Source organism: Binatus sp. (SeqCode) (assembly GCF_049584895.1).
GTDB lineage: Bacteria > Desulfobacterota > Binatia > Binatales > Binataceae > Binatus.
Window position 1 is genome coordinate 18,736 of sequence record NZ_JBAUYR010000134.1, and the last position, 25,935, is coordinate 44,670.

Annotated in this window: 23 protein-coding genes and 1 pseudogene; 6 read left to right on the forward strand and 18 right to left on the reverse strand. The window is 60.7% G+C overall.

Going from position 1 to position 25,935, the window contains the following annotated elements:
* The first annotated feature begins 12 nt into the window (after positions 1-12).
* Positions 13-1,635, forward strand: a complete 1,623-nt coding sequence (gene lysS / locus WB650_RS22095) for a lysine--tRNA ligase (protein WP_422300790.1) — start codon at positions 13-15, stop codon at positions 1,633-1,635.
* On the opposite strand, the gene hemW is transcribed toward lysS, so the two are convergent.
* On the reverse strand, positions 1,632-2,780 hold the full coding sequence (gene hemW / locus WB650_RS22100; RefSeq protein ID WP_422300791.1) for a radical SAM family heme chaperone HemW: 1,149 nt from the start codon (positions 2,778-2,780) through the stop codon (positions 1,632-1,634). The two genes, lysS and hemW, sit on opposite strands and share 4 nt — an antisense overlap.
* 79 nt (positions 2,781-2,859) lie before the next feature.
* Here hemW and murJ point away from each other — a divergent pair, with 79 nt between their 5' ends.
* Positions 2,860-4,530 carry a murein biosynthesis integral membrane protein MurJ gene (gene murJ, locus WB650_RS22105; RefSeq protein WP_422300792.1) on the forward strand — a complete coding sequence of 557 codons (1,671 nt, stop codon included), beginning with the start codon at positions 2,860-2,862 and terminating at the stop codon, positions 4,528-4,530.
* On the opposite strand, the gene WB650_RS22110 is transcribed toward murJ, so the two are convergent.
* The 4 genes from WB650_RS22110 to WB650_RS22125 are packed head-to-tail and all read right to left on the reverse strand — an operon-like array spanning position 4,481 to position 8,007.
* A complete protein-coding gene (locus tag WB650_RS22110) occupies positions 4,481-6,022 on the reverse strand; it encodes a PfkB family carbohydrate kinase (RefSeq protein WP_422300793.1) in 1,542 nt (513 codons plus the stop codon). The two genes, murJ and WB650_RS22110, sit on opposite strands and share 50 nt — an antisense overlap.
* A 33-nt stretch (positions 6,023-6,055) precedes the next feature.
* On the reverse strand, positions 6,056-6,430 hold the full coding sequence (locus WB650_RS22115; RefSeq protein WP_422300804.1) for a DUF4180 domain-containing protein: 375 nt from the start codon (positions 6,428-6,430) through the stop codon (positions 6,056-6,058).
* Between the two features lie 12 nt (positions 6,431-6,442).
* Positions 6,443-7,207 (reverse strand): SDR family NAD(P)-dependent oxidoreductase, encoded by a 765-nt coding sequence (locus tag WB650_RS22120; protein WP_422300794.1) that lies wholly within the window; start codon positions 7,205-7,207, stop codon positions 6,443-6,445.
* 23 nt (positions 7,208-7,230) lie between these two features.
* Entirely contained in the window at positions 7,231-8,007 is a 777-nt protein-coding gene (locus tag WB650_RS22125) for an SDR family NAD(P)-dependent oxidoreductase (protein WP_422300795.1), read from the reverse strand.
* A gap of 275 nt (positions 8,008-8,282) precedes the next feature.
* On the opposite strand from WB650_RS22125, the gene WB650_RS22130 reads away from it, so the two are divergent.
* Positions 8,283-9,713 carry a 4-hydroxyphenylacetate 3-hydroxylase N-terminal domain-containing protein gene (locus WB650_RS22130; protein WP_422300796.1) on the forward strand — a complete coding sequence of 477 codons (1,431 nt, stop codon included), beginning with the start codon at positions 8,283-8,285 and terminating at the stop codon, positions 9,711-9,713.
* Positions 9,714-9,823: 110 nt separating this feature from the next.
* Here the strand turns inward: WB650_RS22130 and WB650_RS22135 are convergent, their stop codons facing one another.
* From WB650_RS22135 to WB650_RS22165, 7 genes are all read right to left on the reverse strand, one after another.
* Positions 9,824-10,330, reverse strand: coding sequence for a DUF4411 family protein (locus tag WB650_RS22135; protein ID WP_422300797.1), 507 nt, complete (start codon positions 10,328-10,330; stop codon positions 9,824-9,826).
* The gene (locus WB650_RS22140; protein WP_422300798.1) at positions 10,314-11,189 is read right to left on the reverse strand and encodes an ImmA/IrrE family metallo-endopeptidase; all 876 of its coding nucleotides are present in this window, start codon (positions 11,187-11,189) and stop codon (positions 10,314-10,316) included. Before WB650_RS22140 ends, WB650_RS22135 begins: the two co-directional genes overlap by 17 nt.
* Before the next feature lie 496 nt (positions 11,190-11,685).
* Complete coding sequence (locus tag WB650_RS22145) at positions 11,686-12,654, reverse strand: alpha/beta fold hydrolase (protein WP_422300799.1); 969 nt, start codon at positions 12,652-12,654, stop codon at positions 11,686-11,688.
* Positions 12,651-13,817 (reverse strand): acyl-CoA dehydrogenase, encoded by a 1,167-nt coding sequence (locus WB650_RS22150; protein ID WP_422300800.1) that lies wholly within the window; start codon positions 13,815-13,817, stop codon positions 12,651-12,653. Before WB650_RS22150 ends, WB650_RS22145 begins: the two co-directional genes overlap by 4 nt.
* 16 nt (positions 13,818-13,833) lie before the next feature.
* A complete protein-coding gene (locus WB650_RS22155; RefSeq protein WP_422300801.1) occupies positions 13,834-14,196 on the reverse strand; it encodes a VOC family protein in 363 nt (120 codons plus the stop codon).
* A gap of 26 nt (positions 14,197-14,222) precedes the next feature.
* Positions 14,223-15,038, reverse strand: a complete 816-nt coding sequence (locus tag WB650_RS22160; protein ID WP_422300802.1) for an SDR family NAD(P)-dependent oxidoreductase — start codon at positions 15,036-15,038, stop codon at positions 14,223-14,225.
* Positions 15,039-15,118: 80 nt separating this feature from the next.
* A complete protein-coding gene (locus WB650_RS22165) occupies positions 15,119-16,288 on the reverse strand; it encodes an acyl-CoA dehydrogenase (protein ID WP_423962079.1) in 1,170 nt (389 codons plus the stop codon).
* Between the two features lie 238 nt (positions 16,289-16,526).
* Here WB650_RS22165 and WB650_RS22170 point away from each other — a divergent pair, with 238 nt between their 5' ends.
* On the forward strand, positions 16,527-17,522 hold the full coding sequence (locus WB650_RS22170) for a LysR family transcriptional regulator (protein ID WP_423962081.1): 996 nt from the start codon (positions 16,527-16,529) through the stop codon (positions 17,520-17,522).
* Between the two features lie 88 nt (positions 17,523-17,610).
* The gene (locus tag WB650_RS22175; RefSeq protein WP_422304293.1) at positions 17,611-18,777 is read left to right on the forward strand and encodes an acyl-CoA dehydrogenase family protein; all 1,167 of its coding nucleotides are present in this window, start codon (positions 17,611-17,613) and stop codon (positions 18,775-18,777) included.
* A gap of 98 nt (positions 18,778-18,875) precedes the next feature.
* Here the strand turns inward: WB650_RS22175 and WB650_RS22180 are convergent, their stop codons facing one another.
* The 6 genes and pseudogenes from WB650_RS22180 to rpoZ form a co-directional block, all read right to left on the reverse strand.
* Complete coding sequence (locus tag WB650_RS22180; RefSeq protein WP_422304288.1) at positions 18,876-20,294, reverse strand: amidase; 1,419 nt, start codon at positions 20,292-20,294, stop codon at positions 18,876-18,878.
* Positions 20,295-20,483: 189 nt separating this feature from the next.
* Positions 20,484-20,786, reverse strand: a pseudogene (locus WB650_RS22185) (arsenate reductase family protein); the annotation flags it as partial.
* A 183-nt stretch (positions 20,787-20,969) separates the two neighbouring features.
* Positions 20,970-21,566 (reverse strand): hypothetical protein, encoded by a 597-nt coding sequence (locus tag WB650_RS22190; protein WP_422304289.1) that lies wholly within the window; start codon positions 21,564-21,566, stop codon positions 20,970-20,972.
* Between the two features lie 36 nt (positions 21,567-21,602).
* The gene (locus WB650_RS22195) at positions 21,603-22,334 is read right to left on the reverse strand and encodes a competence/damage-inducible protein A (protein ID WP_422304290.1); all 732 of its coding nucleotides are present in this window, start codon (positions 22,332-22,334) and stop codon (positions 21,603-21,605) included.
* 86 nt (positions 22,335-22,420) lie between these two features.
* The gene (locus tag WB650_RS22200; RefSeq protein ID WP_422304291.1) at positions 22,421-23,566 is read right to left on the reverse strand and encodes an RNA polymerase factor sigma-32; all 1,146 of its coding nucleotides are present in this window, start codon (positions 23,564-23,566) and stop codon (positions 22,421-22,423) included.
* Between the two features lie 106 nt (positions 23,567-23,672).
* Positions 23,673-23,867, reverse strand: coding sequence for a DNA-directed RNA polymerase subunit omega (gene rpoZ / locus WB650_RS22205; protein WP_324094404.1), 195 nt, complete (start codon positions 23,865-23,867; stop codon positions 23,673-23,675).
* A gap of 291 nt (positions 23,868-24,158) precedes the next feature.
* On the opposite strand from rpoZ, the gene WB650_RS22210 reads away from it, so the two are divergent.
* On the forward strand, positions 24,159-25,916 hold the full coding sequence (locus WB650_RS22210; RefSeq protein WP_422304292.1) for a S53 family peptidase: 1,758 nt from the start codon (positions 24,159-24,161) through the stop codon (positions 25,914-25,916).
* The last annotated feature ends 19 nt before the right edge of the window (positions 25,917-25,935 follow it).

Sequence of the window (25,935 nt, forward strand, 5' to 3'; positions counted from 1 at the left end):
AGACTTAAGTCGATGGCGGGCGTATCGAGATCCGATTCGCAGGCCGGCAACGTTGCCGGCGCGGAACTATGGCCGCGTGAAGAAGCTCGACGGCTCCAGGAGCGCGTCGCAGCTTACGAGCAAGGACGTGCGGTAATCTTCGAGAGCGGCTTCGGGCCGTCGGGATTGCCGCATCTGGGTACGATGGCGGAGATTCTTCGCCCGTCGTTCGTGCGCAAGGCGTTTCATCTGATCGAGCCGTCGCGGCCGTCGCGGCTGATTGTTTTCATCGACGATCTTGACGGATTGCGCAAAGTGCCGGAGAACGTGCCGAATCGCGAGGACGTCGAGAAGTATCTCGGCGTCCCGGTCTCGAAGATTCCAGATCCGTTCGGATGCTGTGCAAGTTTTGCCGATCATATGATCGGGCAGCTCGGCGGATTCCTGGTGCCGGTCGAAGTCGAGTACGAACTGATGCGATCGGCCGAGATGTATTCGTCGGGGCGCTTCGACGAGGGCCTCAAGCTGATTCTCGAGAAGCATGCGGAGATCATCGCGATCATCGCGCCGACCCTGCGCGAAGAGAATCGCGCCGGATGGTCGCCGTTCATGCCGATTTGTCCGAAGTGCGGGCAAGTCGTCGAGCGGGCGGTGACGGCCTATCACCCCGAGCGCGCGTCGATCGAGTTCACCTGCGAAAAGAGCGCGGGCGGCACGTCGGGATGCGGTTTTAGCGGCGAGCAGTCGGTGCTCGGCGGCGCGGCGAAGGTGCAATGGAAGGTCGATTGGGCGCTGCGTTGGTACGTGCTCAAGGTCGATTACGAGCTGTACGGCAAGGACCTTACCGATTCGGCGCGGCTCGGCGGGCAGATTCTTCGCGTGATGGGCGGGAAGCAGCCGCTTGGATTTCCGTTCGAGATGCTGCTCGACGAGCAGGGTCACAAGATATCGAAGTCGGTCGGCCGGGGCGTATCGGTTGAGCAATGGACGCGCTATGCGCCGATCGAAGTGCTCAAGATGTTCCTGCTGCTTAATCCGCGGCGCGCGCGCAAATTGTTTCTCGAGGCGATTCCGCAATATGTCGACGAATATCTCGACGCGTTGCGCGCCTATGCGGCGGCGTCGGAAGAGCAGCGTCGCGAATCGGTGCTGGAATTCGTGATTCAGAGCACGACGCCGACGCGATTCAACTCGACGCTCAGCTTTGGATTGATGATGAACGCGGTCGCGGCGCTGGGCAGCTCGGATCGCGATTTCATCTGGAAATATCTAGTCCGCTACGATTCCTCGATCGCCGGCGATCCCGAAACTGAGAAGATGGGCCGGGCGTTGATGGAATGCGCGCTCAACTTCTACCGCGATTTCATCGAGCCGAAGAAAAAGATCTACACGCCGGCGTCGGATGCGGAACGCGCGCAGCTGAAAACTCTCGCGGCGTACCTGCGGGAAAATCAGGATGCGAGCGCCGAGGAGATCGAAAAGAAGATTTACGATCTCGGCCGCGAGAATTACGACAAGCCCGGCAAGATTTTTCCGCTGCTATATCGATCAATCCTGGGACAGGAGCGCGGCCCGCGCCTGGGCGCGTTCATCCGGCTCGCCACGCCAGCCCGCGTCGTCGAACTGCTCGACGACACGATAGCGCGATCAGCCTAGACGAATTCGGCGAAGACTGAGTCGGCCATTTCGAGGCCCCGGTCGGTCAGTTTGATTCGGCCGCGGTCGAGCGTCAGCAGGCCGTTGTTGAAGAGGGGCGTGGCGACGCCGCCGAAAACGCATTCGAAGTTGCGGCCGAACCGCTCGTGAAAATCGGCGAGTGCGAAGCCGTCGCGCAGTCGCAGATTCAGGAACACGAATTCACTTTGCGCAGTGGCCTGGTCGATCGTTTCGGTGCCGGCCTCAGCGTTCGCGCGCTCTTCGATCGCGGCGATATAGCGCGCAGGGAGCTTTTCGTTCCACCATCGCCGGCCGCCGTAACCCTCGCCTGCATAGCTGTGAGCGCCTGCGCCGATTCCCAGGTAGGTCTGGCCGCGCCAGTACGTGAGATTGTGGCGCGCCTCGTGGCCGGGCGGCGCGTAGTTCGAAATTTCGTACATCGCGTAGCCACGGCGCGGAATTTCCTCGCGCACCGTTTGATATATCGCGGCCTGTTCGTCAGTCGCGAGCTGTTTGATTCGCCCGCGCTTCAGGTCGGTGAAAAATGCGGTGCCTTCTTCGAAGGTCAGGTTGTACGCCGAAATGTGATCTGGCTCGAGCGCGGCGACCGACTCGATATCGAAGAGAACGTCGGCAACCGTCTGTCCCGGAACTGCGAAGATCAAATCGAGATTGAGGCGATCGAAGCCGGCGCGATGCGCCATCGTGGCAGCGGCGCGAGTTTCGTCGGCGCTGTGGATGCGGCCGAGAAACTTGAGCGTCGCGGCGTTGAACGACTGCGCCCCGAAGCTGATTCGATTCACACCCGCCGCGCGCATCCCGACGAGTTTCGCGAGGTCAACCGTGCCCGGATTTGCTTCCAGGGTTATCTCCGCGTCGTCCTCGATTCCACAAACGCGATTGGCCGCGTCGATAATCTCGCCGATGGATTTGGGATCGAACAGTGATGGCGTGCCGCCTCCAAAGAAGATCGTCCTGATGCGCTCGCCTGAGTACGGCGGAGTGTTGGCCCTGTATTCAAGCTCGGAAATCAATACGCGCGTGTATTGCGCCTCCGGCCACGAGGCGGCTGCGTGCGAATTGAAGTCGCAGTACGGGCACTTCGATTGGCACCATGGGATATGGACGTAAAGTGAAAAGCTCACGCGTCGATTGTAGCGCGCCTTCAACGCCCGCTACTACGCGCTTGAAGCGGTCGGTATACTTCCTGCGTCAGAGGTAAATTTGTCCGAAGTCGCACCAAAACAGAAACGTGACGAAGCGGGCGTCAAGCCGCGTCCCGGACTTGCGCGCGCGAGCGGATCAGGTGCGAACGCGGCCGGTACGATTGCAGCGGGCGTTTTGCTCAGCCGGATTGCCGGTCTAGTCCGCGACAGTATCTTCGCGCATTTTCTCGGCGACTCGGCCACCGCCGACGCGTTCAAGGCCGGCTTTCGCATCCCGAATATTCTGCAGAACCTGTTTGGCGAGGGCGTGCTCTCCGCCTCGTTCATCCCGGTTTATGGAAAATTGCTGGGCGAGGGCGACGACGAGACCGCCGACATGCTCGCATGGGGCGTCGGCGCAATCATGACTATTGGGGTGACGGTGCTGGTCGCGATCGGCGTATTGGTGACACCGTATCTCATCGACGTGATCGCGCCCGGCTTCGAGGGCGACAAGCGCGACTTGACGATTCAGATCGTGCGCATCCTGTTTCCCGGCGCGGGACTGCTGGTGATGTCCGCGTGGTTTCTGGGCGTGCTTAACAGCCATCACAAGTTTTTCGTATCGTACACCGCGCCGGTGGCATGGAACGTCGCGATGATCGCGGCACTGCTCTATTATGGCCCGCGCCGATCGCAGGATGGGCTAGCGATCGCGATCTCGTGGGGCTCGGTCGTTGGATCCGCGTTGCAAATCGCGGTGCAGGTGCCGCAGACGCTGGCGCTGCTCAGGAAGCATCGCATCGATTTCGCGCGCGTCGCCGCGCCACTGCGCGCCGTATTTCACAACCTGACGCCGGTGGTGATCAGCCGCGGCGTGATCAATCTCACTAGCTACGTGGACAACGTCTTGGCGAGCCTGCTCCCGACCGGCGCCGTCGCCGCGCTCAACTACGGCCAGTTGCTGTACATGGTGCCGATCAGCTTGTTCGGATATTCGGTAGCCGCGTCGGAATTGCCCGCGATGTCGCGCGCCGCCGGCGCGATGCCCGAGCAAATGAGCGCGATTCTGCGCACGCGACTGAATCGCGGACTCCGTCAAATCGCGTTCATGGTGGTTCCGTCGTCGGCAGCCTTTCTGATTCTCGGCGACGTGATCGTCGCGATGATTTATCAGTCCGGCGCATTCACTCGCGCCGACGCAGTTTACGTGTGGGCCGTGCTCGCGGGCTCGGGAATCGGACTGCTGGCCGCGACGATGGGACGTTTGTACAACTCGGCGTTCTACGCGCTGTTCGACACGCGCACTCCGCTGCGATTCGCGATTATCCGCGTCGTGCTAACCGTGATTTCCGGCTATCTGTGCGCGATTCCGCTTCCGCACATGCTCGGAATCGCGCAGAAGTGGGGCGTCGCTGGGCTGACGGTCTCAGCCGGCGTGTCAGGATGGGTCGAATTCGTACTGCTGCGATGGGCATTGAACAAGCGCATCGGATGGACCGGGCTCGAGCGTTCGTTCCTGGCAAAGTTGTGGGCGCTGGCTCTGGGAGCCGCGGGGGTCGGCTTCTTCATGAAGCTTCACATGGCGGGATACGGACCGCGCATCCAGGGATTGGTAATCCTGTCGACCTACGGCGGACTTTATTTTTTCGGTGCCTGGATGCTTGCGTTGCCGGAACTGAAGCAATTCACCGATCAGATCACGCGCCGTTTTTCCCCGCGCGCGCCTTCGAACCCATCCGATCGATAGTCGCACTGGTCGAGCGTCCTCCGAGCAACGGCGCCAACGCTACGCGACCTCCGCGCGACTCGACGAATACCTGACCGTCGACCTGCTTGCCGCGCCAGTCTTCGCCCTTGATCAAAACGTCGGGCTTTACAGCGCGAATAATTTTCTCGGCGTTCGTTTCCTCGAAGACCACTACGTAGTCGACCGCCTCCAGCGCGGCCAGGATTCTCGCGCGCTCCGCCGCGGGATAGACAGGACGCCCGTCGCCCTTGAGTTGCCGCACGCTGCGATCGCTGTTGAGCCCGACCACCAGCACGTCGGCTTGCGCGCGCGCAAAAGCGAGGCTCTGGATATGCCCGGCGTGCAGCAGATCGAAGCATCCGTTGGTGAATGCGATCCGGCGGCCGACGCGACGCTCGCGCTCGAGCGCAGTCTTGAGTTCGTCCGCCGAATGAATTTTGCGCTCGTAGCTCTCATGCGCGGGACTCAATGCGCGCGCGAGATCCTCGCGCGTGATCACCTCGGTGCCGATGCGGGTCACTTCGATACTCGCGGCCAGGTTTGCGATCGTCGCCGCCGACGAGAAACCGAGCCCGGCGATCGAAAACATTCCGAACACGCTCAGCACCACGTCGCCCGCTCCCGTCACGTCGTAAACTTCACGTGGCATCGTCGAGACGTAAGTGTCCTTGCCGCCGCGCTCCGCGAGATACATGCCGTCGCGGTCGAGCGTTATCAGGCACGCCTCCAGGCCGAGCTTGCGCACAAGAGTCTCGGCAGCTTTGCGCCACGCGCCGCGGTCGGTGAGACGCATCCCGGTTGCGACTTCGGTTTCGTGGCGATTGGGTGTGAGCGCGGTCGCTCCGCGATAAATCGAAAAGTCTTCCGTGCGGCGCGGATCGACGATCACCGGGATACCGCGCGCGCGACCGCCGTCGATCAGCGCTCGCAACACGTCGGGAGTCAGAATTCCCTTGTCGATATCCGAAATCAGCACACCATCGCAGTTGCGAAGTTCCGTCTTGAGGCGCGAGATAAGCTCGCGCTCGCGCGGTTGCTTGAGCGGGCGCGGATCTTCGTCGTCGACGCGCAGCAGTTGCTGGGTTGCGCGATGGGCCGCCTGCACCGAACCGAGCATCCGATCCTTGACGATAGTGGGGCGGTCGGGATCGATCAGGATCGAGCGAGTATCGATTCCGAGATCGGCGAAAATTTCACGCAGCAGGCTGCCGTTGCGATCTGAGCCAACCACGCTGAGCGCACTTACGTCCGCGCCAAGCGCGCGCAAATTCGCCATCACGAAGCCCGCGTTGCCCGGCTTCTCCTCGCGCCGCTGCACGCGAAGAATCGGGATCGGCGCCTCGGGCGAAATTCGCGAGACGTCGCCCCAGATGTAGCGGTCGAGGATCACCTCGCCCGCGACCAGCACGCGCAACGGTTTCAGCGCCGGCAGACCATTTTGATGGCGCGCGGATTCAGGATGGACCTCGGAGGTGGTTTTGCGTCGAGCCATGATGCGGCATCTTACGCCGCCGCGCGCCCAGCGTTAAACCGCGCGCGCGAGTCGATCGTTGAGTTCATCGCGGCTCGCGAGGAACCACACATCGTTGCCGCGGTTCGATTCGACCACGAAGGCGCGCAGGGCAGAGCTTTCAGCCAGGAAGCCAGAGATGTCGCCGACGATCGCGAGGCGCCGCCCATACTGCACGAATTTCTGGATCAGCTCGCCGGCGATACGGGTTTTCAACTGGAAGAATTCGTCGTTGAGGCACTCGACCGGGATCAGGATCAGCGTGGCGCGATCCTCAAACGACTTGCCGACGAGATCTACCGCGTCTTGATACGTTTGCAGCATCGATCCGTCCGGCACGCATTCGAGGACGCGCACGCCGTGAAGTTCGTAAAATTTCGTCGAGAGCATTTTCACCGCTTCTCACCTAATCGCGTAGCCGCCGTCGACGTGCACGATCGATCCGGTCACGAAGTCCGACGCGTGCGAGGCGAGGAATATCGCGGCGCCGGCCATCTCCTCGGGCTTGCCGAAGCGGCCGGCCGGCGTGCGCATGATTATTTCGTCGAACATCCGTCCGCTCTGCGCGCCAACCGTCATGTCGGTTTCGATCCATCCGGGGACGATCGCGTTGACCTGGACGTTGTGCGGCGCGAGCTCGATCGCCATCGTCTTGGTCGTCTGCACCAGCGCTCCTTTCGAGGCCGCGTACGGAATTCCGGCCTGCGCACCGAACGAGGAGTACTCGCTCGCGATATTGATTATCTTGCCGTGCTTGCGCGCGACCATCGACCGCGCCGCGATCTGCGAAAGAAAAAAACATGAGTTAAGGTTGGTTTCGATTACGCGGTCCCAATCCTCGGACCGGAACTTCAACGCGCTGCGCATGATTGCGATGCCGGCGTTGTTGACGAGAATCGAAACGGGACCCAGCTTGCGCTCGACTTCTTCCATCGCGGGCGCAAGTTGATCGCGCCGCGTCACATCGAGCGGCAGGGCAATCGCCGGCACGCCTGCCTTCGCGAGATCGTCAACCACGCCGCGATTTTTGTCTTCGTTGCGCGCGAGAATCGCAACTGAGGCGCCGGCCTCGGCAAGTCCGAGTGCGATTCCGCGCCCGATGCCGCCGTTGCCGCCCGTGACGACGGCGACCTCGCCGCTCAAATCAAACATTTTCGGCGCAGCCATTATTCAAGCCACCTCGTCCTTATTCAGCGGATGAAGAAACCGCCGTCCACAATAATATCGGCGCCGGTGACGAAATCCGACGCGTGCGACGCGAGAAATACCGCCGCGCCCGCCATCTCGGACGGCTCGGCGAAGCGGCCAGCCGGGGTCCGCGTGATCATCTCATCTTTCACCGCCGCGTATTTCGGATCGTTGCGAATCCAATCGGTCATGTCGGTTGTGGTCCAGCCGGGCGCGAGCGAATTGACCTGGATATTATGCGGCGCCAATTCGATCGCGAGGCATCGCGTGAGCTGCAGCAGGCCGCCCTTGCTGACGCCGTATGAAGGATAAATTGGAGTGCCTTTGTAGCCGCCAACGCTCGCGACGTTGATGATTTTGCCCGCCTTGCGCGGGATCATCGACGCGACCGCATACTTCGACAGCAGAAAGCATGAAGTGAGATTCGTTTCCATTACCGAATCCCAATCATCGTCGGTGTGATCGAGAACTCCTTTCAGGATCGCGAAGCCCGCGTTATTCACCAGGATGTCGACCGGTCCGAGCTTACGCTCGATCGCTTCCAGAGCTGGTCTCAGCGCCTTGCGCTGCGACACGTCGAGCTTGAGGGCCATCGCAGGAACGCTGATTTTCTCGAGCGCTTTGACCGTTTCGCGATTGCGATCTTCGTTGCGCGCGAGAATCGCGACCGACGCTCCCGCCTCCGCGAGACCGAGCGCAATTCCGCGCCCGATGCCTCCGTTGCCGCCGGTGACGACCGCGACCTTGCCGCTGAGATCAAATGTCTTTGGGGTTGCCATTGCGGTGCTCCTTCCCGAGAGAGTTTTGCACAACGGATGCTGGTGCTGAAGCGAGACGCAATGCTTGTTTGTCATCCTGACGAAGCGAGCAACGCGAGCGGATGGAAGGATGACAGAGACTGCGCTCGCGATGCTCGCTCCGTCAGGATGACACCAAAAGCGAGCGCGCCCGAAGTTGGATAGTTGGACAGCGATGTGCGCCACTTCTATATTGGCGTTCGCATGGGTCGCAAGTGACGGCATCAGCGGCTCGATTATCGCGGGGAAAAATCAAGATGGGACTACGGACGGCTGAACAGTACAAAAGCTCGCTGCGCGATGGGCGCGCGGTATTTTTTCGCGGCGAAAAAGTCGCGGACGTAACGACGCATCCGGTGATCGGAATCGCGGTCGAACATGCGGCGCTGGATTACCGGATGGCGCACGATCCCAAGTATCGCGAGCTTGCGGTGGTGAAGGAGGGTGCCGACGAGTACAGCCGCTACTACCATATACCGCAAAACGGTGACGACCTGCTGAAACGCAGCGCACTAATTGCGGCCTCGACCCGCGAAGGTGCGACACTGGTCGTGCTGATCAAAGAAATCGGTACCGACGCGTTGCTGGCACTGCACATTATCGGCGAGCGGCTCGCGGCTGCCGGCAAGCCCGAATATCGCGAGCGTATCCACAAGTACTACCGCGAATGCCGGGACAACGATCTCGCTGTCGCAGTTGCGCAGACCGACGTCAAGGGCGATCGCGCGCTTGGGCCCACGCAGCAGGACCATCCGGACTACTACGTGCGAATCGTCGAGGAGCGTCCCGACGGAATCGTCGTGCGCGGTGCAAAGGTCCACACCAGCGTCTCGACCAATACCAATGAGGTGATCGTGCTGCCGACGCGCGCGATGCGCGCCGAGGACAAGGCTTACGCGGTCGCGTTCGCGCTGCCTGTTAACACGCCGGGACTGAAGCTGCTGGCGTCGCCGCATGGAAGCTCGCACAAAAATGATTTCGAGCATCCTATTAGCGCGCGGCACAAGATGATGGAGACGCTGACAGTCTTCGACGACGTGTTCGTGCCCAAGGAGCGCGTGTTCCTGCAGGGCGAGATCGATTTCGCGGGATTACTCGCGCTGACCTTCGTAAGATTCCATCGCTTCACCGCGGTCTCGTACAAATTGCCGTTGCTCGAACTGATGGCGGGCGCGGGTCACGCGATTGCGGAGGCTAACGGCATCGCGCGCGCGGGACATGTTCGCGACAAGCTGACGCATCTTGCGGCGTATCACACCACCGTGCGTGGGCTGATCGAGCATGCCGCGCGCACCTGCACCTACGAGGACGGCGTCGCGGTGCCGAACACGCTGCTCACCAACGTCGCGAAGTATCACTTCGCGCACAACTACCATCAGGCGGTGCAAATCGTGCAGGACCTCGCGGGCGGTCTGCTGGTGACCGGGCCGGCGGCTGAGGATCTTACGAGCGAGGCGACCCGCGCCTACGTGCTCAAATACATGGGCGGCGCGAAGGGCTTCGACTCCGAGAAGCGGCTGCGGCTGCTGAATCTGATTAGCGATCTGACGTCGTCGGATTTCGGCGGCTACCAGGAAGTGCTCGCAGTGCACGCCGAGGGCGGCTTCGAAGCAGAGAAGCTGCAAGCCTACCGCGAGTACGACTTCAAGACGGTCGCCGCCTACGCGCGCAAGCTCGCAGGTATTTGATTAGCGAACCTCGACAAGGGAGTTTCGATTGGAAAGGGTAGGGAGAAAGAGGCTACGCACACGCGGTTTCTAGTCCTATAGGCTCTCGCCGATTAGCGAGGACATTTGCGTTAACCAAACCTCACTCCCAGTGCTCGAAGCATAGCGAATGAATCCAAATAAGGTATCCCGAGTGATTCACACACATTCGGTATAGGAATCTTTCTTCGCACATTAGGATCCGGTTGCTCGAGCGTGACAATCACACTCCCTTTTGCCTGGGCGTACGCGATCAACCAAGCGTCCGCGTTTTTCGTATCGGCGAATTCGGCTTTGGCAGCTTCTGAATACTGCACCTCAGCTTGGGCCCACCTCATCGCTACAGCGTAGGCGCCAAGGACGTCTGCCTCATTGGTCGATGCGAACCAGGTGCCAAAGGCACTGGCGACCCAATCGGCAAGTTTGTCCTTGCCTAACTCAATTTCATCTTTTACCCGGTCGATGCTCAACAAACGTCCGTTTGACGCATGATCAACAAGCGCTTGCCAAAAGGCGGGTGCAAGATCGAAAGCATAGTAACCGCGGGCCGCCTGAATGAATACGTTTGCGTCGAGCACAAATTTAGTAGGGTCGCTCAAGCAGCCCTCTGAAGCTAAGCGATTCAGCGTAGCGGTCGAAAGTACTGCCATAGAGTCCCGTAAGCTGGTACGCGTCGCGATAGAGGAGCTTCCCTTCTCTAGTCGCTCGAACCACGGTTTCCGCGAACCGTCGACCAATTCGATAGTTCTGGTTCGCGTAGAAATCGCCTCCCGATGAGGCCTTGGAAGCTTTACGCCGTTCATCCAGCAAGTATGAGCGGTAGAAATCGAGAAAGGCGCTTCGGCCGATCAATGCTAGGTCGAGTGCTCGGCGCGCGGCAACGAGCTCGCTGACTTTGAATCGGCGTGCCAGAACTTGAAATAGGTCCGAATTTTGAGTGAGTGACGACCAAGACTCTTTGAGCTCTCGCGCTGGGACAAGAAACTCGGCAGCGACCCGGTTGCAAGCACGTTCGGTGTCATCATCGGCGGGCTCCAGTTCGCGCAGGTCAAAGGCGGCGCTAGTTCCGAACCAGAGATGAGCGAGCTCATGCGCTAGTGTGAACATTTGTGCAGCCTTTGCGTCTGCACCATTGACGAAGACCAAGGGCGCGTATTCGTCCACTAAGACGAATCCACGAAACTCTTCGGGATCCAACTTTCTGCGAGTGTTGTTCCCGACAATTCCATTCACGACCACAAGGATCCAAGCGGTCTCCATTCTTCTCTGTAGTTCTTTAAGCGCCTCGCTCCAAGTGGGCAGTTCGGAGGCCCACGCTAGCTCAAGGCCAAGGACGCCACGCATTTCTCCCGCGATACGTTCTGGTTCCTCCCCTAGTTTCGCTGAGCGGACAAATGGCAACGCTTGTTGCCCTTCCTCGACCAAATATTCGCGTACCCACCCTTGGCGTCGTTCCATCGTCTGGACGGTTTCGAGAAGGTCGGGGCTTGGCCGACGTGGATGTCCGTTAGCTTGCGTGCGAAAGAGTGGAATGGGCAATCTCTCATCCGGAGGATTGGCAAGAAAGAAGTATCCGAGTGGAGTCGATGTTGCCCTCGCGAGGGCCTCGAGCTGCCGCAAAGTAGGCTTGCTTTGTCCATCAACCCACTCTTGCAGTTTCGAGAACTTATCACGGAGCGTGGATAAGTCCTTACCCGAGCGGTCCAACGCCCACTGAAGGACCGCTCCATTTACTTCCACGCGTGTCATGGGGCTATCTTCCCGCCTCTATCGTGTCCCTCTCGACGCCCGAGGCCACGCTTAAGAAGATGCAAATGAACCGAGCGGCTCCTAAAGCTGATTCTGCCATCGATTTGGACACTACCACGACACGTTGATCGCGGACATCCATCCCAATGGCGCGCTCAAAGGAATCTGAGTCTGGATCAGATTTTCGCGTTCGAGTCTCAAGGCGCTAAGCGTTGAGTTTCGCCGCGAATACGGTGAGCAGCTCGGCGAACTGCTTGGGCGCTTCGCCGTGCATCGAGTGCGGCATTTGCGGGAACGATCTGTAGTCGATCGGCTGGCCCGCGAGCTTGACCAGTTCGCATACGCGCTTTGCCTGTACGTCCGAGGCGGCGCCCATCAGATGACCGTCATTTTCATCGACGTGGCGAAAGTGGTGCGTGTACAGCACCGGGCATTTTACGCTGGCCAACATCCGCGCATGGTCGCAGCTCGCGAACACCGTGCCCTCCCAGAATGCGCGCGCCCACTCTGGATCGTATTCCTTCATCCGCTGCGGGATTTGGCCGTCGGCACTGAACATCATCGGCACGATCGCATTCGCCAACCAGCTCGGAAGTTCTGTCTTCGCAGCTTCGAGCATTCCATCCCAGTTGCCGACGCTCCACTGATCGCCAAGGTACTTGCTCATCAACTTAAAGACCGGCCCGATGGTCTGAGGCATACCCTGGCCGCACGAGGTGTTGACCTCCGAGCTGAACAGCGGCGGATCTTCGTAGACCGCGCCGCGGATCGTGCCGGGCGTAGCGTAGGCCGACAGCCACGCTGCAATCACGCCGCCCGACGAGAGCCCGCTCACAATCACCGGTCGCTTGATTGCCAGCGCGATGAACCGCACCATGTCGTTGCCGAAGTTGTCGAGGGTGTAGCGACCCGGGGTTCTGCTGGATCTTCCCTGTCCGCGAAGGTCGACCGCGAACGCTTGAAAGTGATCCTGCAGCAGGCCCATCGCATTCTCAAATCCCCACCACGATTCTGTTTGTCCCGGGATCAGCAACAACGCGGGCTTGTCAGGCGCACCTGCGACTGCGTAGTTGATGACGGCCTCGCCAGTATCGATCGTTTTTTCGGCGAAGGCGTGGCTGACATAGGTTGCCGCCGGGTTGTCTGGGCCGAAACGAAGTTGAGGCTGGCTCATAGGACCATCTCCTGCTTGGTCGCGCCGAGGATCATCCCGCCGACCGCTTTGGCTAATGGATCGGGCACGAGGTAAGCATGCGCGAGCGCGGCTTGCACATCCTGAAAACGACGCTGCAGCGGATGGTCGAGAAAGATCGCGCGACCGCTCGCCGCGCGAAACAGATCGGTAACTGCCCGTCCGACCAGATCGCATCCGCGATTCATGTTCCAGCGCATTTGCGCGCGCTGTTGCATCGGCGCCACCTCGTGAGCTTCAGCCATTTGCCACAATTCGATCGCGTCGGCATGTACGCGGCTGACAGTAGCGTCGAGGTACCAAAGAGCTTCGGCGAGACGATTCTGGATCAGTGAATCGTCGGCAGCGCGTCCGCCTGAATTGAGTTTGCGGTCGCGCGTCGCCGCTATCCACGCCTCGACGAATCCTCGGGCGGAGCCGAGCACTGACGCGGCCAACGCCATGTTGAACACGACCGACCACGGCAATCGGAACAGCGGACCTTTATTCAGATCCTGACCGGGCAGGGAAGCATTCATCGCATAGTCGAGATGAGACTGCGTTCGATATTCGGGAACGAAGGTCTCATCGACAACGATGTCCTTGCTGCCGGTGCCCCGAAGGCCGGCGACGTGCCAGTTGTCTTCGATTCGGTATTGATCGCGCATCAACAGGAACGAACGGAAATCGCGAACCTGGTTTCCTGCGATCTCGCGCGCGCCGGAGATGGCGCCCAGCATCACGCCGCGACAATGGTCGCAACCGGTCGAGAACGACCACCGTCCCGAAAGCTTGTAACCGCCAGCAACTTTTTCGGCTTTGCCGGTAGGATTGTAAGACGACGAGTGCATGGTCGTGGGATCGTCGCGCCACATCTCCTGCTGCGCTTTTTCGGTGAACAGACCGAGCTGCCACGGATGGACTCCGATAACGCCTGCAACCCAGCCGGCCGACGGCGACGCACGCGAGATCTCGATCGTCGCGTCGACGAACTCGACCAGGGAAACCTCGCCGCCACCGAAGCGTGCCGGTTGCAGCGATCGCAGGAAACCGCCATCCAGCAGGAGCTTCCAGGTGGAATCGCTCAAGCGCCTCAGCTGATTATCTTCGGCGGAGTTGGCCGCAAGCATCGGCGCAATCCGCTTCGCCTCTTCAACCAGGCTCATCGGAATATGTCGAGGCTTACTTCTCGGTGCGCAGCTCGACGGTGTTGCCGTCGGGATCGAGGATCCACAGTTGGCGGCCCGCGCCCATGTTCGGCCCCTCGAGAAACTCGATTCCCATTTCCTTGAGCGAGCGCTTGGTCTCGTCGAAGTCTTCGACGTCGAAGGCGACGTGCGCGCCGAGCGGGTCGGGCTTCTGGCCGCGGTTCTCGCTCGAGATGATATGCAGCGCGTTGTTGCCGATTCCGTACCACGCGCCACCAAAGCCGAAGTTCGGACGCGGGAGCCGCTTCAGGCCGACCACGTTTTCATAAAAGGCGGTCGCCTTCTCGACATCGCTGACGCGAAACGCCGCGTGATTGAATGCCTTCAACTTGATCATCGTTAGTTCTCCTGCGGTGAACTTTTCTAATGCAGTTCGCCGCCGCCCGCGACGTTGATGGTCTCGCCGGTAATGTTTTCCGCGCGGCACAGATAGACCACTGCCTCGCCGATATCGGCTGGCGTCTGCTCGCGCTTCAAGAACGTGTTGCGCGCAATATATTCGTCGAACGCCGCCTCGCGATTCACCCCGTACTGAGCGCCGATGAGCGGATCGAGCACGTCGGTCCACATCGCAGTGCGCAGAAACCCGGGGCATACCGCGTTGACGCGAATATTCAGCGGCCCGAGTTCTTCCGCGAGCGATTGCGTGAAGCCGACCACCGCGAACTTGCTCGCGCAATACGCCGACACGCCGCCGTGACCGGTCTTGCCGGCCACCGAAGCGATATTCACGACTGCGCCCTCGCGATTCTTCGCCATGTGCGGGATGCAGGCCTTGGCGCACAGGAACGGGCCCTTCGCATTCACCGCCATCACGCGGTCCCACGCCTCTTCGGCAAAATCGCTCACCGGTCCGACCGCGATGATACCCGCATTGTTCACGAGGATGTCGATCGCGCCGAGTTTCGCGACGACCTCCGACGCCATCCGCTCGAGGTCCGCGAATCGCGTGACGTCGGCGAGGATCGGAATCCCTTTGACGCCGAGTCCTTTGACCTCGTCGACGGTGCGATTCAGATCGGCCTGCGCGCCGAGATTGTAAGTGACCGCGGGGTCCGCAGGATTTCCGAGATCGACCAGCGCGACGTTAGCTCCCGCCGCTGCGAGCTTCATCGCGATTCCGCGCCCAATTCCACGCGCCGCGCCGGTGACGATTGCGTTCTTGCCCTTCAGTTCCATCGATTCTCTCTAGCACGAGGGACAGCGACGGCGGTAAGTGTCGATTTAGTGGGGCGGGCCGCCGCGCCCGCCGTCGGCTCCTATTCGAAGGCGCTCTCGCCCGTGATGTCGCGGCCGAGGATCAAAGTATGCACGTCGAAGGTCCCTTCGTATGTATTCACTGTCTCGAGGTTTAGCATGTGACGGATCACCGGGTACTCGTTCACGATTCCGTTGGCGCCCAGCATGTCGCGAGCGTCGCGCGCAATCTTCAGCGCCTCGTTGACGTTGTTCCGCTTGGCAAACGACACGTGCTCGGGTCGCATCTTACCGGAGTCCTTCAGATGCGCGAGGCGCAGGCAAACCATCTGAGCCTTGGTGATCTCGGTGAGCATCTTCACCAGCTTTGCCTGTACCAACTGATAGCCCGCGAGTGGACGCGAGAATTGCTTGCGCGATTTGGTGTAGTCGAGCGCGCAATGGAAACACGATCGCGCCGCGCCTATCGCGCCCCACGCGATTCCGTAGCGCGCCTGCGTCAGGCATCCGAGCGGACCCTTGAGCCCGCGCGCTTTTTCGAGGTGGGCCGTCTTCGGAATTCGCACGTCTTCTAAAATGAGTTCCGAGGTGATCGATGCGCGCATCGAAAATTTTCCATGGATGTCGCGAGTCGAGAATCCCGGCGTCCCTTTTTCGACGAGAAAACCGGTTATGCCCTCCTCGACCTTCGCCCACACGATCGCGACGTCGGCGATCGAACCGTTCGTGATCCATCGCTTGGTTCCGTTGAGAATCCAGCCGTCGCCGTCGCGCCGCGCCCGGGTCTCCATCCCGCCCGGGTCCGACCCGTGGTCCGGCTCGGTGAGGCCGAAGCATCCGATCAATTTTCCCTTCGCCATTTCCGGCAAGTAGCGTTGCTTCTGTTCCTCGCTTCCGTTTGCATAAATCGCGTACATCGAAAGCGCACTCTGCACCGAGGCGAACGAGCGCAGGCCCGAGTCTCCGGCCTCGAGCTCCTGCATAATCAGGCCATAGGCTACGTTGTTCATACCTGCGCATCCGTAACCCTTCAGATTAGCTCCGAACATCCCTAGCTCGGCCATTTGCGGTACGAGATGCATTGGGAAGGTTTCGCTCGCAAAATTGCTCTCGATCAGCGGCAAAATCTCCCGATCAACGAAGCGCTTAGCGGTGTCGCGGGCCATCCGCTCCTCGTCGTTCAGCAGGTCGTCGAGGTGAAAAAAATCGAGGTCTCTTAGTAAATCCGACATCTTGCGCTCCATGCGATTTTTGAAGGCTGTTTTACTTCGAATTCAAGGGCGATGACGGTCAAAAAACCGTCCGCAACGACTGTTCTTTGGATGACTGCAATCATGGCCTCGGTATTGCCCGCTCTTGACCGGCTCGTGTCCATTCCGCAGGCTGGTAGGGAAAGAAAAATTACCTTATCACGGCTACTAGTTGCCTCTGATTTGGGTATCACGTAGGCTTATACATCGATTCAACAGCATGCATATCGAAACGCTAAAGGTCTTCTGCGACATAATCGAAAGTGGAAGCTTTTCTTATGCCGCGTCGCAAAACTTTGTTACTCAATCGGCGGTCAGCCAGCAGGTCCGCAGCCTGGAAGAAAAGTACGACTGCCGATTGATAGAACGCGGACGAGCCGGAGTCAAACCGACGCCGGCCGGCCAGATTCTGTATACCGCCAGCAAGGAAATCGTGCGCCGCTTCCTGGAGCTCGAGAATCGGCTGCGCGAGATCGGCTCGGTGGTCGCGGGATCGATTCGGGTCGGCACCGTTTACAGCGTCGGCTTGCACGAGTTGCCGCCCTATCTGACCGAATTTCTCCGCAATTTTCCAGCCGTCAACGTGCATCTCGAGTATTTAAGGTCGAACAAAATTTACGAAGACCTGATCGAGGGCAAAGTCGATCTCGGCGTCGTTGCGTACCCGGCCAAGAGGAGCCAGGTTGTATCGGTGCCCTTTCGGCATGACGAACTTGTGCTCGCGGTGCCACCCGACAACCCGCTTGCGAAGCATTCGAAGGTGAATGTCGGACAGTTGGCGGGTCAGAAGTTCGTCGGCTACGAACGCGACATCCCGACTCGCAAGGCGTCCGATCGAATCCTGCGCGAGCACGGCGTCAAGCCGACTTACGTGCTCGAGTTCGACAATATCGAGACCATCAAGCGCGCGGTCGAGATTGGGCTCGGATGCGCGATCGTGCCACGGATGACGGTCGAGAACGAGGTCCTGCGCGGCACTTTGCGGATGCTCGAATTTCAGGAAGGGACGTTTCTCCGCCCACTTGCGATCATCTACAAGCGCGGCCGCGAGCTGTCGCCTGCGGTGCGCAAGTTTATCGAGGTGCTGACCACCAGCAATATCGTCCCCCGCGCCCGTGGTGACAAGACGGGAGACAAGCCCGAACGGCCGGCGCGCGGCGAACGAGCTGAACGCAACAGCGACTCGAATAACGAGAAGGCCGAGAAGACGGCATAGTCGCTCTCGACAGCAATTCAAGACAAACGGCCGGGTCATCGCGACTCGGCCGTTTTTATTTTCAGGATATGTGGTAGAGAAAAACGCGATGACCCCGGAAGCAAAGATCCTGCTCGGTGCCGTCCGCGATCTCGCGCCGTCGGTCATTGCGCGCAGTGCGGAGATCGATGCGGCTCGCCGGCTGCCTCTCGATTTGCTCGGGCAACTCACCGCCGCGGGATGTTTCCGGATGTTCGTGCCGAAGAGTCACGGCGGCCTGGACATCGACGTGCCTGCCAGCATGGAAATCATCGAGACGCTTGCGTCCGCCGACGGTTCCACCGGATGGGTCGTGATGATCGGATCCGAGACACCGATGTTCCTGGCGCTCCTCTCCCGCAAGCACTTCGATGACCTCTACGCGAATGGTCCCGACGTGATAATCGCGGGCGGATTTGCGCCTCGGGGGCAGGCTGAACTGGTTGACGGCAATTATCGGGTCAGCGGGCGATGGGGCTTCGCCAGCGGATGCCAGCATAGCCAGTGGCTGTTCGGCAACTGCATCGTCATGGAAAACGGAACTCCGCGCGGCGGCGTAATTCCTGGCACGGCAGAGGCGCGCGCGATGATGTTCGCGCCGTCGAAGGCGCAAATCCTCGATACCTGGTCGGTGAACGGATTGCGCGGAACCGGCAGTCACGATATCGCGGTCGAAAATCTCACGGTACCCACGGACGACAGCTTCGATATTTTTTTCGGACGCCCATGCATAGAGACTCCGTCGATGGCGGAGCCGCTCCTCTACGCCGCCCTGCATATCGGGGCGGTCGCGATTGGGATTGCGCAGCGCGCGATCACCGAGATTGTCGCACTCGCTAACACCAACAAGCGACGGTTGTATGCGAGCGCGTCGCTGGCCGAGAGTCCGCTCTTTCAATATCGGGTGGGACACGCGGACGCGAGTCTGCGCGCCGCTCGCAACCTCGTGCGCAGTCATGCTGATGCGGTATGGAATTCGGCAGTGGCGGGGAATCCAGTTTCAATCGAAGGACGCGCACCGGTGATGGCCGCAATCACGTGGGCGGTCCACACCTGCGCCGCGGTGGTGGATACGTGTTACAAAGCAGGCGGCGGCACATCGCCGTACGACGGCTCTCCGCTCCAGCGATGCATGCGCGACATCCAGACGCTGACCCAGCACGCCGCCGTCGCAGAATCCTGGCTGACAACAGCAGGCGCAACAATCCTCGGCCGCCCCACCGGCTTCTCGGTCTAGCTTCTTATTACTGGATGCAGGGGTCACTCCTGCCCAGGGAAGCGTGAAACCCACGGCGGGTTTCACATAAAATTGTGTTCTTCCCGGACGCCGATCGCTCACATCGGCGGCCGCTGATACCCGCCCAGCGCGGTCTCCGCAGCCTTCGCGACTGCGAGCACGGTTTCCTCGCCGAATGCGCGCCCGTTTATCTGGAGCCCGATCGGCAAGCCCTCGCGATCTTTCCCGCACGGCACGACTAGGCCTGGCAGTCCCGCGCAGTTGCCCCATGCCACCGGCCATCCCGCGAGAAAGTGCGGAAACTTTTTCCCGTCGATGTCGACCTCAGTTGCGCCGTGCTTGAACGCGGTGACGCAGAAGGTCGGGCCGAGGATGATCGGGTAACGCTCCATGAACTCGGCGAGCTGCACGCGCCAGGCGTCGCGTTCCATCGCGATCTTGAAAAACTCGGCCGCCGACTTCCCCTCACCTGCAACCGCGAAGTTTCGGAGCCGGTCGCGCGAGAGTTTCAAAGCTTCGCCCAGCGCGGCAACCATCGTCTGGTTGCCGTCGGCGCCGCTGTACTCCCACCATAGACGCTCACCGTCGTCGATCGGCGGCTTCACGGCTTCAACGACGATTCCCATTTTCTGCAGTTCGCGCCCGGCGCGCTCGATCGCAGCACGGATATCGGACGAGACCGGAACGTTGCAGGCGTCGGTAAAAATCGCGCATCGAACTTTCTTGAGATCAATTTTTTCGGGATGAGCGTCCGCTGTTGGTACAGTGTACGGCGTGCTCGGATGCGGCCCCTTGACAACGTTGTAGGCGAGCGTGAGATCGTCGACGAAGCGCGCCATCGGCCCGATCGTCGCCATGTGCGCGATCGGTGGCGGCGCCGCAACACTTGGCGCCATATGCCCACTGCCGGGAATCGTTCCCCAAGTCGGCTTGAGGCCGACGATACCGCAGAAATGGGCCGGCACGCGGATAGATCCGCGAAAATCGGAACCCATGCCCAGCGGCGACATCCCGACTGCGAGGGCGGCCGCCTCGCCGCCGCTCGAACCGCCGGGCACGCGCTCGCGACTCCACGGATTGTTGGTTTGCCCGAAAACGGGATTGTCGCAATCGTAGTCCATCGTCATTTCGGGCGTGTTGGTTTTCCCAATGACGATCGCGCCCGCTGCGCGTAGTCGCGCGACCGTGGGAGCATCCTGCTTGGCCACGTGATGCTCGAAATGTTTCATACCCCAGGTCGAGCGCACGCCCTCGGTAATTATCGAATCCTTGATAGTGATCGGCAGCCCTTCGAGCGGGCGAACCTCGCCCTTGCCGGACAGACGCCGGTCAGATTCCTCAGCCTCGCGCGCCGCGCGATCCTCGACCAGCGTGACGACCGCATTGAGGCCGTGATTCACGGACTCGATCCGCTCGATAAAAGCGTCGACCATTTCCACGGAAGAGACGTCGCGCGCCCGGAGCATAGCGGCCAGTTTGTGTGCGGGAGCAAAAAACAAATCGTCAGAAAATGCCATGAAAAACCACCTCGCGTAGCTCAGGAAATAGCATCGCGCGTGAGCTATTGCACGCCCGCAGACAATGCATGCACGCTCAAGTTACGGACAGCAAACTCGTGATCGCTCCTAATACTAAGGTGCAGGGGTTACCCCTGCCCAAGGAAGTGTGAAACCCACGGTGGGTTTCACATCGGCCGACTAGGAGCGTTACTTCAACGCGGCGCGGAGCCTGTCGCGGTCGAAGCCGGCGATTATTTCTTTGCCCGCGATGACGATTGGGCGCTTGATCAGGTTTGGTTCTTTCGCCATCAGGGCCAGCGCCTGGTCGGGGGTTAGCGATTTCCCTGCGAGGCCCATCGCCTTGAAGGCCGGGCTGCGCGAGTTTAGAAAATCGCGCGGGTCCCGGCCTGCGAACAGGTCCTTCAGCTCCGCCGCAGTCAGCGGAGCTTTGGCGTAGTCGCGCTCGTCGAGCTCGACGCCGATATCTTTACGCAAGAAACTTCTTGCGTCGCGGCACGTCGTTCAGGTCGATTTCCACAGAAATTGAATCTTCTTCATCTGCGACTCTCCCTTTAGAGGGGCGCGCGAAGCGCGCGGTTTAAGAGACCGGAACCGGCTTCGCTGATGCGAAGCTGTCCGAGGTCCTTCCTCCCCTCGCGTTGCTCGGGTCGTCAGGATGACCGAGTGGGCCCGCTACTCGATATTTGCGCCCGAGGATGACCCGGTCGCGGGGCCGGCGCCGTGATCGAGCGGTTGCGCGCCCGAGGTGGACGATGACGCGCTCGCCGACGTGCCCGACGCCGGTAGCGGCGTTATCGGCGCGACACCGCCGTAACTCGCAGTCGTGGTGGTCGTGCTCGACGACGCGCTCGTCACGGGCTCCGGCGCAGTAGGCGGAGTGTCAGTCGGTCCGCTGAAATTGATCGGCTGCTGGCCTGCGAGCATTTGCGGCGTCACCACGTAGTCGCCGCCGAGCGAGCTGCGCCACACCGTGTTGGCCGCCTGCTGATTGCCGGCAGTTATCAGATAGGTTCCGCCGCCGACGATTCCGCCGAGGAGCGCGTAAGTCAGTTTCGCCGGTATGTAGAGAACATTGCAGAGCAGGGCGCCCGCGCCGTACCCCGCGCCCGGCCAGTTGACGCTATTGTCGGTAGGCTGCGGCACTTGCGTCGCCGCCGGGGGGCCTACCGTTTGTGCGGATTGCGCCGCAGCGTATTCGGCTAGCGGACCCGCGAGCATCAGCGCGAGTCCGATTGCAATCACCGAAAATCTGAAATTTCCCTTCCTCATAACTTCCTCCACACCACCGCTTCAGACGTTAATTGATCATTCGGTTTTGACTACTGCTTCGACCGGCAGCAGCCCCATCAGATGACGAAACGCGCGCTCGAGATAGTCGGCGTTCTTCGACTCGAGCGTCAACTTCACGCGGTAATCGGGATCTCCGATCCGCGGGTACGAACCCAGCATCAATTCGGGAAAATTGCGCATGCAGTCGTTCAGGTACTCGGCAATGACGCCCTCGTTCGCGCTCAGATAAATCACGCGCATGAAATAGGGGTCGGTCGCGAAGCGAGTGCTGAGCGCGCGTAGCTTGGCCTCGAACAACTGTGGAATTCCCGGCAGCACGTACACGTTCTCGATTTGCACGGTCGGAAAACGGATGTCGCCGGCGTCGTTCAGGACAGCGCCTTCGGGCACCTGCGCCATCCTTAGGCCCGCGTCGAGCGAGCGCTCGCGAAAATGTTCGCGGATGAGCGCTTCGAGCGCGGGGTTCATCACGAGGCGCCGCTTGAACGCGCGCGCGACCCCTTCCATCGTGAGGTCGTCATGAGTCGGGCCGACGCCGCCCGAGGTGATCACGAAATCGAATTTGCGCGAGCAGTAGGCGACTTCGCCCGCGATCAGATCGAGATCGTCGGGTATCGTCGCGATACGCGCGAGCGCGACGCCAATCTTGCGCAGCTCGCGAGCCGCGAAGTACGCGTTCGAATCTTGAACCTTGCCGGAAAGGATTTCGTTACCCACCACCACCAGCGCGCAACTGCGTTCTCGCATCGACGTGCAGTCTCCTTGCGCGATCCGCCTCGACCGCATTATCGCAAGCCGCGCCTATCAGCAGCAATGGGGTAGATTAAGAATGCTTACGAGGGGCCGGAGCCCTCGACGTCGGGCGCCGCCGCCTCGATAAACTCTTTCAGCCGCCGCTTGAGCCGCGTTTCTATCTGCCGGACGCGCTCGCGACTGATTCCAAAGCGCGCGCCGATCTCCTGCAGCGTCTCGGGATCCTCGGCCAGCAGTCGCGCCTTGAAAATCTCCAGTTCCTTGCCCTCGAGCGTCGCGGCAAACTGCTCGACCTTGTCATGCGCGAAGTCGCGCCATTCGCGGTCCGCCGTTTCGGTCTCCGGATTGTGCCCGGCATCGGGGATTACGTCGAGCAGCCGCGTATCGCTGTCCTCGCTGCCTCCCGTCGGCTGGTCGAGCGAGACCTCGCTCTGCCCCATCCGCTCCTGCATTTCGCGCACGTCGCTCTCACGCACGCCCATCCGATGCGCCAGTAAGAGCGGCTGCGGTTTGAATCCTTCGCGCTCGAGCCGCTCGGTCTCCTTGCGCAGATTGAAAAACAGTTTGCGCTGCGCCTGCGTGGTGCCGATTTTCACCAGCCGCCAATTGTTAATCAGGTATCGGTAGATGTACGCACGCACCCACCAGACCGCGTACGACGGAAAGCGGATTCCGTGCTCGGGGTCGAAATTCTTGACCGCTTCCATCAGGCCGACGTTGCCCTCCTGGATAAGGTCGAGGACATTTTTGGTCGCGCGCGCGAATTCATATGCGAGCTTCACGACCAGACGCAGGTTGGCGGTCACCAGCCGGTAAGCGTCCTCGGGATCTTTGTTCTTGACGTAGCGCCGCGCGATCACCGCCTCCTCCTCGCGCGAGAGCAGCGGGAAGCGGCGAATCTCCGCGAGATAGCGCCCGAGCGGATCGGTGGCGACGAGAGCGCCGCGGTCCTTGCGATCGGCAGCCTTCTCTTCGTCGGCGTCCGGCTCGGCGCTCGCCGCCGGTTCGTCGTCGGTGCTTTCAACTGGACGAAACTCGGAGACTTCGATTGGCGCGCTCGTTTCTTTGTCGTCAGCAGCTTCGGTGTCGAGATCCAGCTCGGACTCTTCACCGACCACCGGCTCGGGCACGACGCGCGCGCGACGAACCTTGGCGCCAGGCTTCTCAGCGCGCTTCAGCTTCGTGGTGCGCTTGGGAGATTTCGGTTTGCCGGGTTTGCGCACCATGGGCAGGCTCCAGCTTCACCAAATGCTAGAACGGGGATAAGGACACAATCACCGCGCCGGCGGCGGCAACGATCTGTGTCGGTTCTTGTCGGATCGATCGCGCCGGTCAGGCGTCGGGTTCTTCGATCGTGACCTTGCCGGCGGCGATTTCGCGCAACGCCGTGACTACTTCTTTATTGTCCGACTCCACCAGTGGCCGCGCGCCCTTTAGCAACTGTTTGGCGCGGCGCGCCGCGCCGAGCACGAGCTCGAAGCGGTTGGGGATATTCTCCAGGCAATCTTCAACGGTAATTCGTGCCATTAGAGGATGATTGTCCGGCCCGCGGAGGTTCTTGTCAACGCATCGGCATGGAAGCGGAGGGAGGTCACTTCATCTAATGTGAAACCCGCGATGGGTTTCACACTTCCTTCGGCAGGGGTGACCCCTGCACCCAGTGATAGGAAATCGCGAAATGCCGAGGACGACCTTTCGCCGGCTCCTTTCTTGCCTCTCTACTAACTGTTAAATTATTCATCATTGCGTGCTCTTTTACCTCTTTTGAATCAATCTGCACCCTATTTCGTACATCAAATGGGAGGATCCACAGGTTTCATGGGTAGGTTCGGGGCGTTGCGCCGGTTTGTCCTTGTCGCAGGACTTGTTCTGATTGTCGCATTCGCAGGGCCGGTGGAGGCGGATGGTCCAGCCACGACCCTCGAGGGCAACCATCCTGACGAAGCCGCCGACATCGTGGGTGCAGCGACCGCATCGACGTCGCAATCGCTCGCGATGCGTCTAACAATGGCGATCCGCAATCGCGACGAACTCGCGAAGCTGCTGGCCGATCAGCAAAATCCAGCTTCGCCCGAATATCATCGATGGCTGACTCCTGACGCCTTCACCAGCCGCTTCGGACCCACCGCCGCCGACCTTGCGCGAGTAACGCAATGGCTCAAGGCGAAAGGCTTCACCGTCAACTCTGCCGACGCCTCGACCCGCGAGGTCTCTTTCAGCGGCACGGTCGCGCAGGCGCAAAAGGTTTTCGGCGTAAAGATTGCCGCTACCACCGACGGCCGCCTGTATTCCAACCTCGGCGATCCGGCCGTGCCAGCCGATCTGGCGCCCATCGTCGAGTCGATCCACGGCCTCGACAACCTGCTGCACAGCAAGCCGCTGGTACGTCACGCATCGAAGCCGGCGTCGAGCGCGACTTCGCCCGCATCGGTCGTCAACGATGCGGGGCCGGCCTTTGGTCCTCCCGACCTCTATACCTTCTACGACGAAACGCCGCTGCTGACTTCCAACATCGACGGCAGCGGCAGTGGATGTATCGCGGTGGTCGAGGATTCCAATATCGACCAGCCGGCCGCCGACGCCTTCAACACGCAGTTCGGCCTGCCGGCTCTGACCGGTGCGAACTTCAGTACGGTGCTGGTCGATGGCACCGACCCGGGCCAGAACAACGACGAAGACGAGACGATGGTCGATGTGAGCTACTCGCACGCGGTCGCGCCGGGCTCGGGCATCCGCATTTATCTCGGCAATCAGAACCACACGTCGGCGTCAGCCATTCTCGACGCAATCCACGCGGCGGTGACGGAGAAGAGTAGCCCGTGCAGCGCTATCAGCATCAGCTTCAGCTTCTGCGGCGGCTCGAAGAGCTTCTACAAAACTCAGAACGGATTTTTCGCGCAGGCAGCCTCGCAAGGTCAGTCCGTATTCGTTGCGACCGGCGACGACGGCGCTGCCGGACTCAAGCTGAGTAGCAAGGGCAGTTGCGTTACAGGCACTTCACGCAACATCAACGAACTCAGCGCGTCGCCCAACGTCACCGCGATTGGAGGCACCGAGTTCACGCCCGATTACTCGGGCGGCAACGATGTCGGATCGGTTCCAGAGAGCGTCTGGAATGACGAAGTCGGCGCGGCCGGCGGCGGTCAGAGCAAAGTCTTCAAGAAGCCCGCGTTTCAAAAAGGGCTAATCAAGAAAGATAAAAAGCGCGACGTTCCCGACATCTCATTCGCCGCGAGTCCCGCGACGCCCGGCTTCTTCTACGGCGGCCGCAACGATCAGGACGCACCGACCGTCATATGCTGCATCGGGGGCACCAGCATCGGCGCACCGACATGGGCCGGCATCAGTCAGCTAATCTCGCAGTCCAACGGCGCGCCGATCGGAAATCTGAACACTCGAATCTACCAGCTAGGCGTGGAAGCAAACGCCTCGAGCGCCGGAATCCGCGACGTAACCTCGGGCAACAACAACTTCAATCACGTCACCGGATTCTCAGCGACTGTCGGCTACGACAAAGCCAGCGGATGGGGCACGGTCGACATGGGCGTCTTCGTCCCCGCGTATCTGGGACCGTAGCCGGTTCTCACTCAGCGCC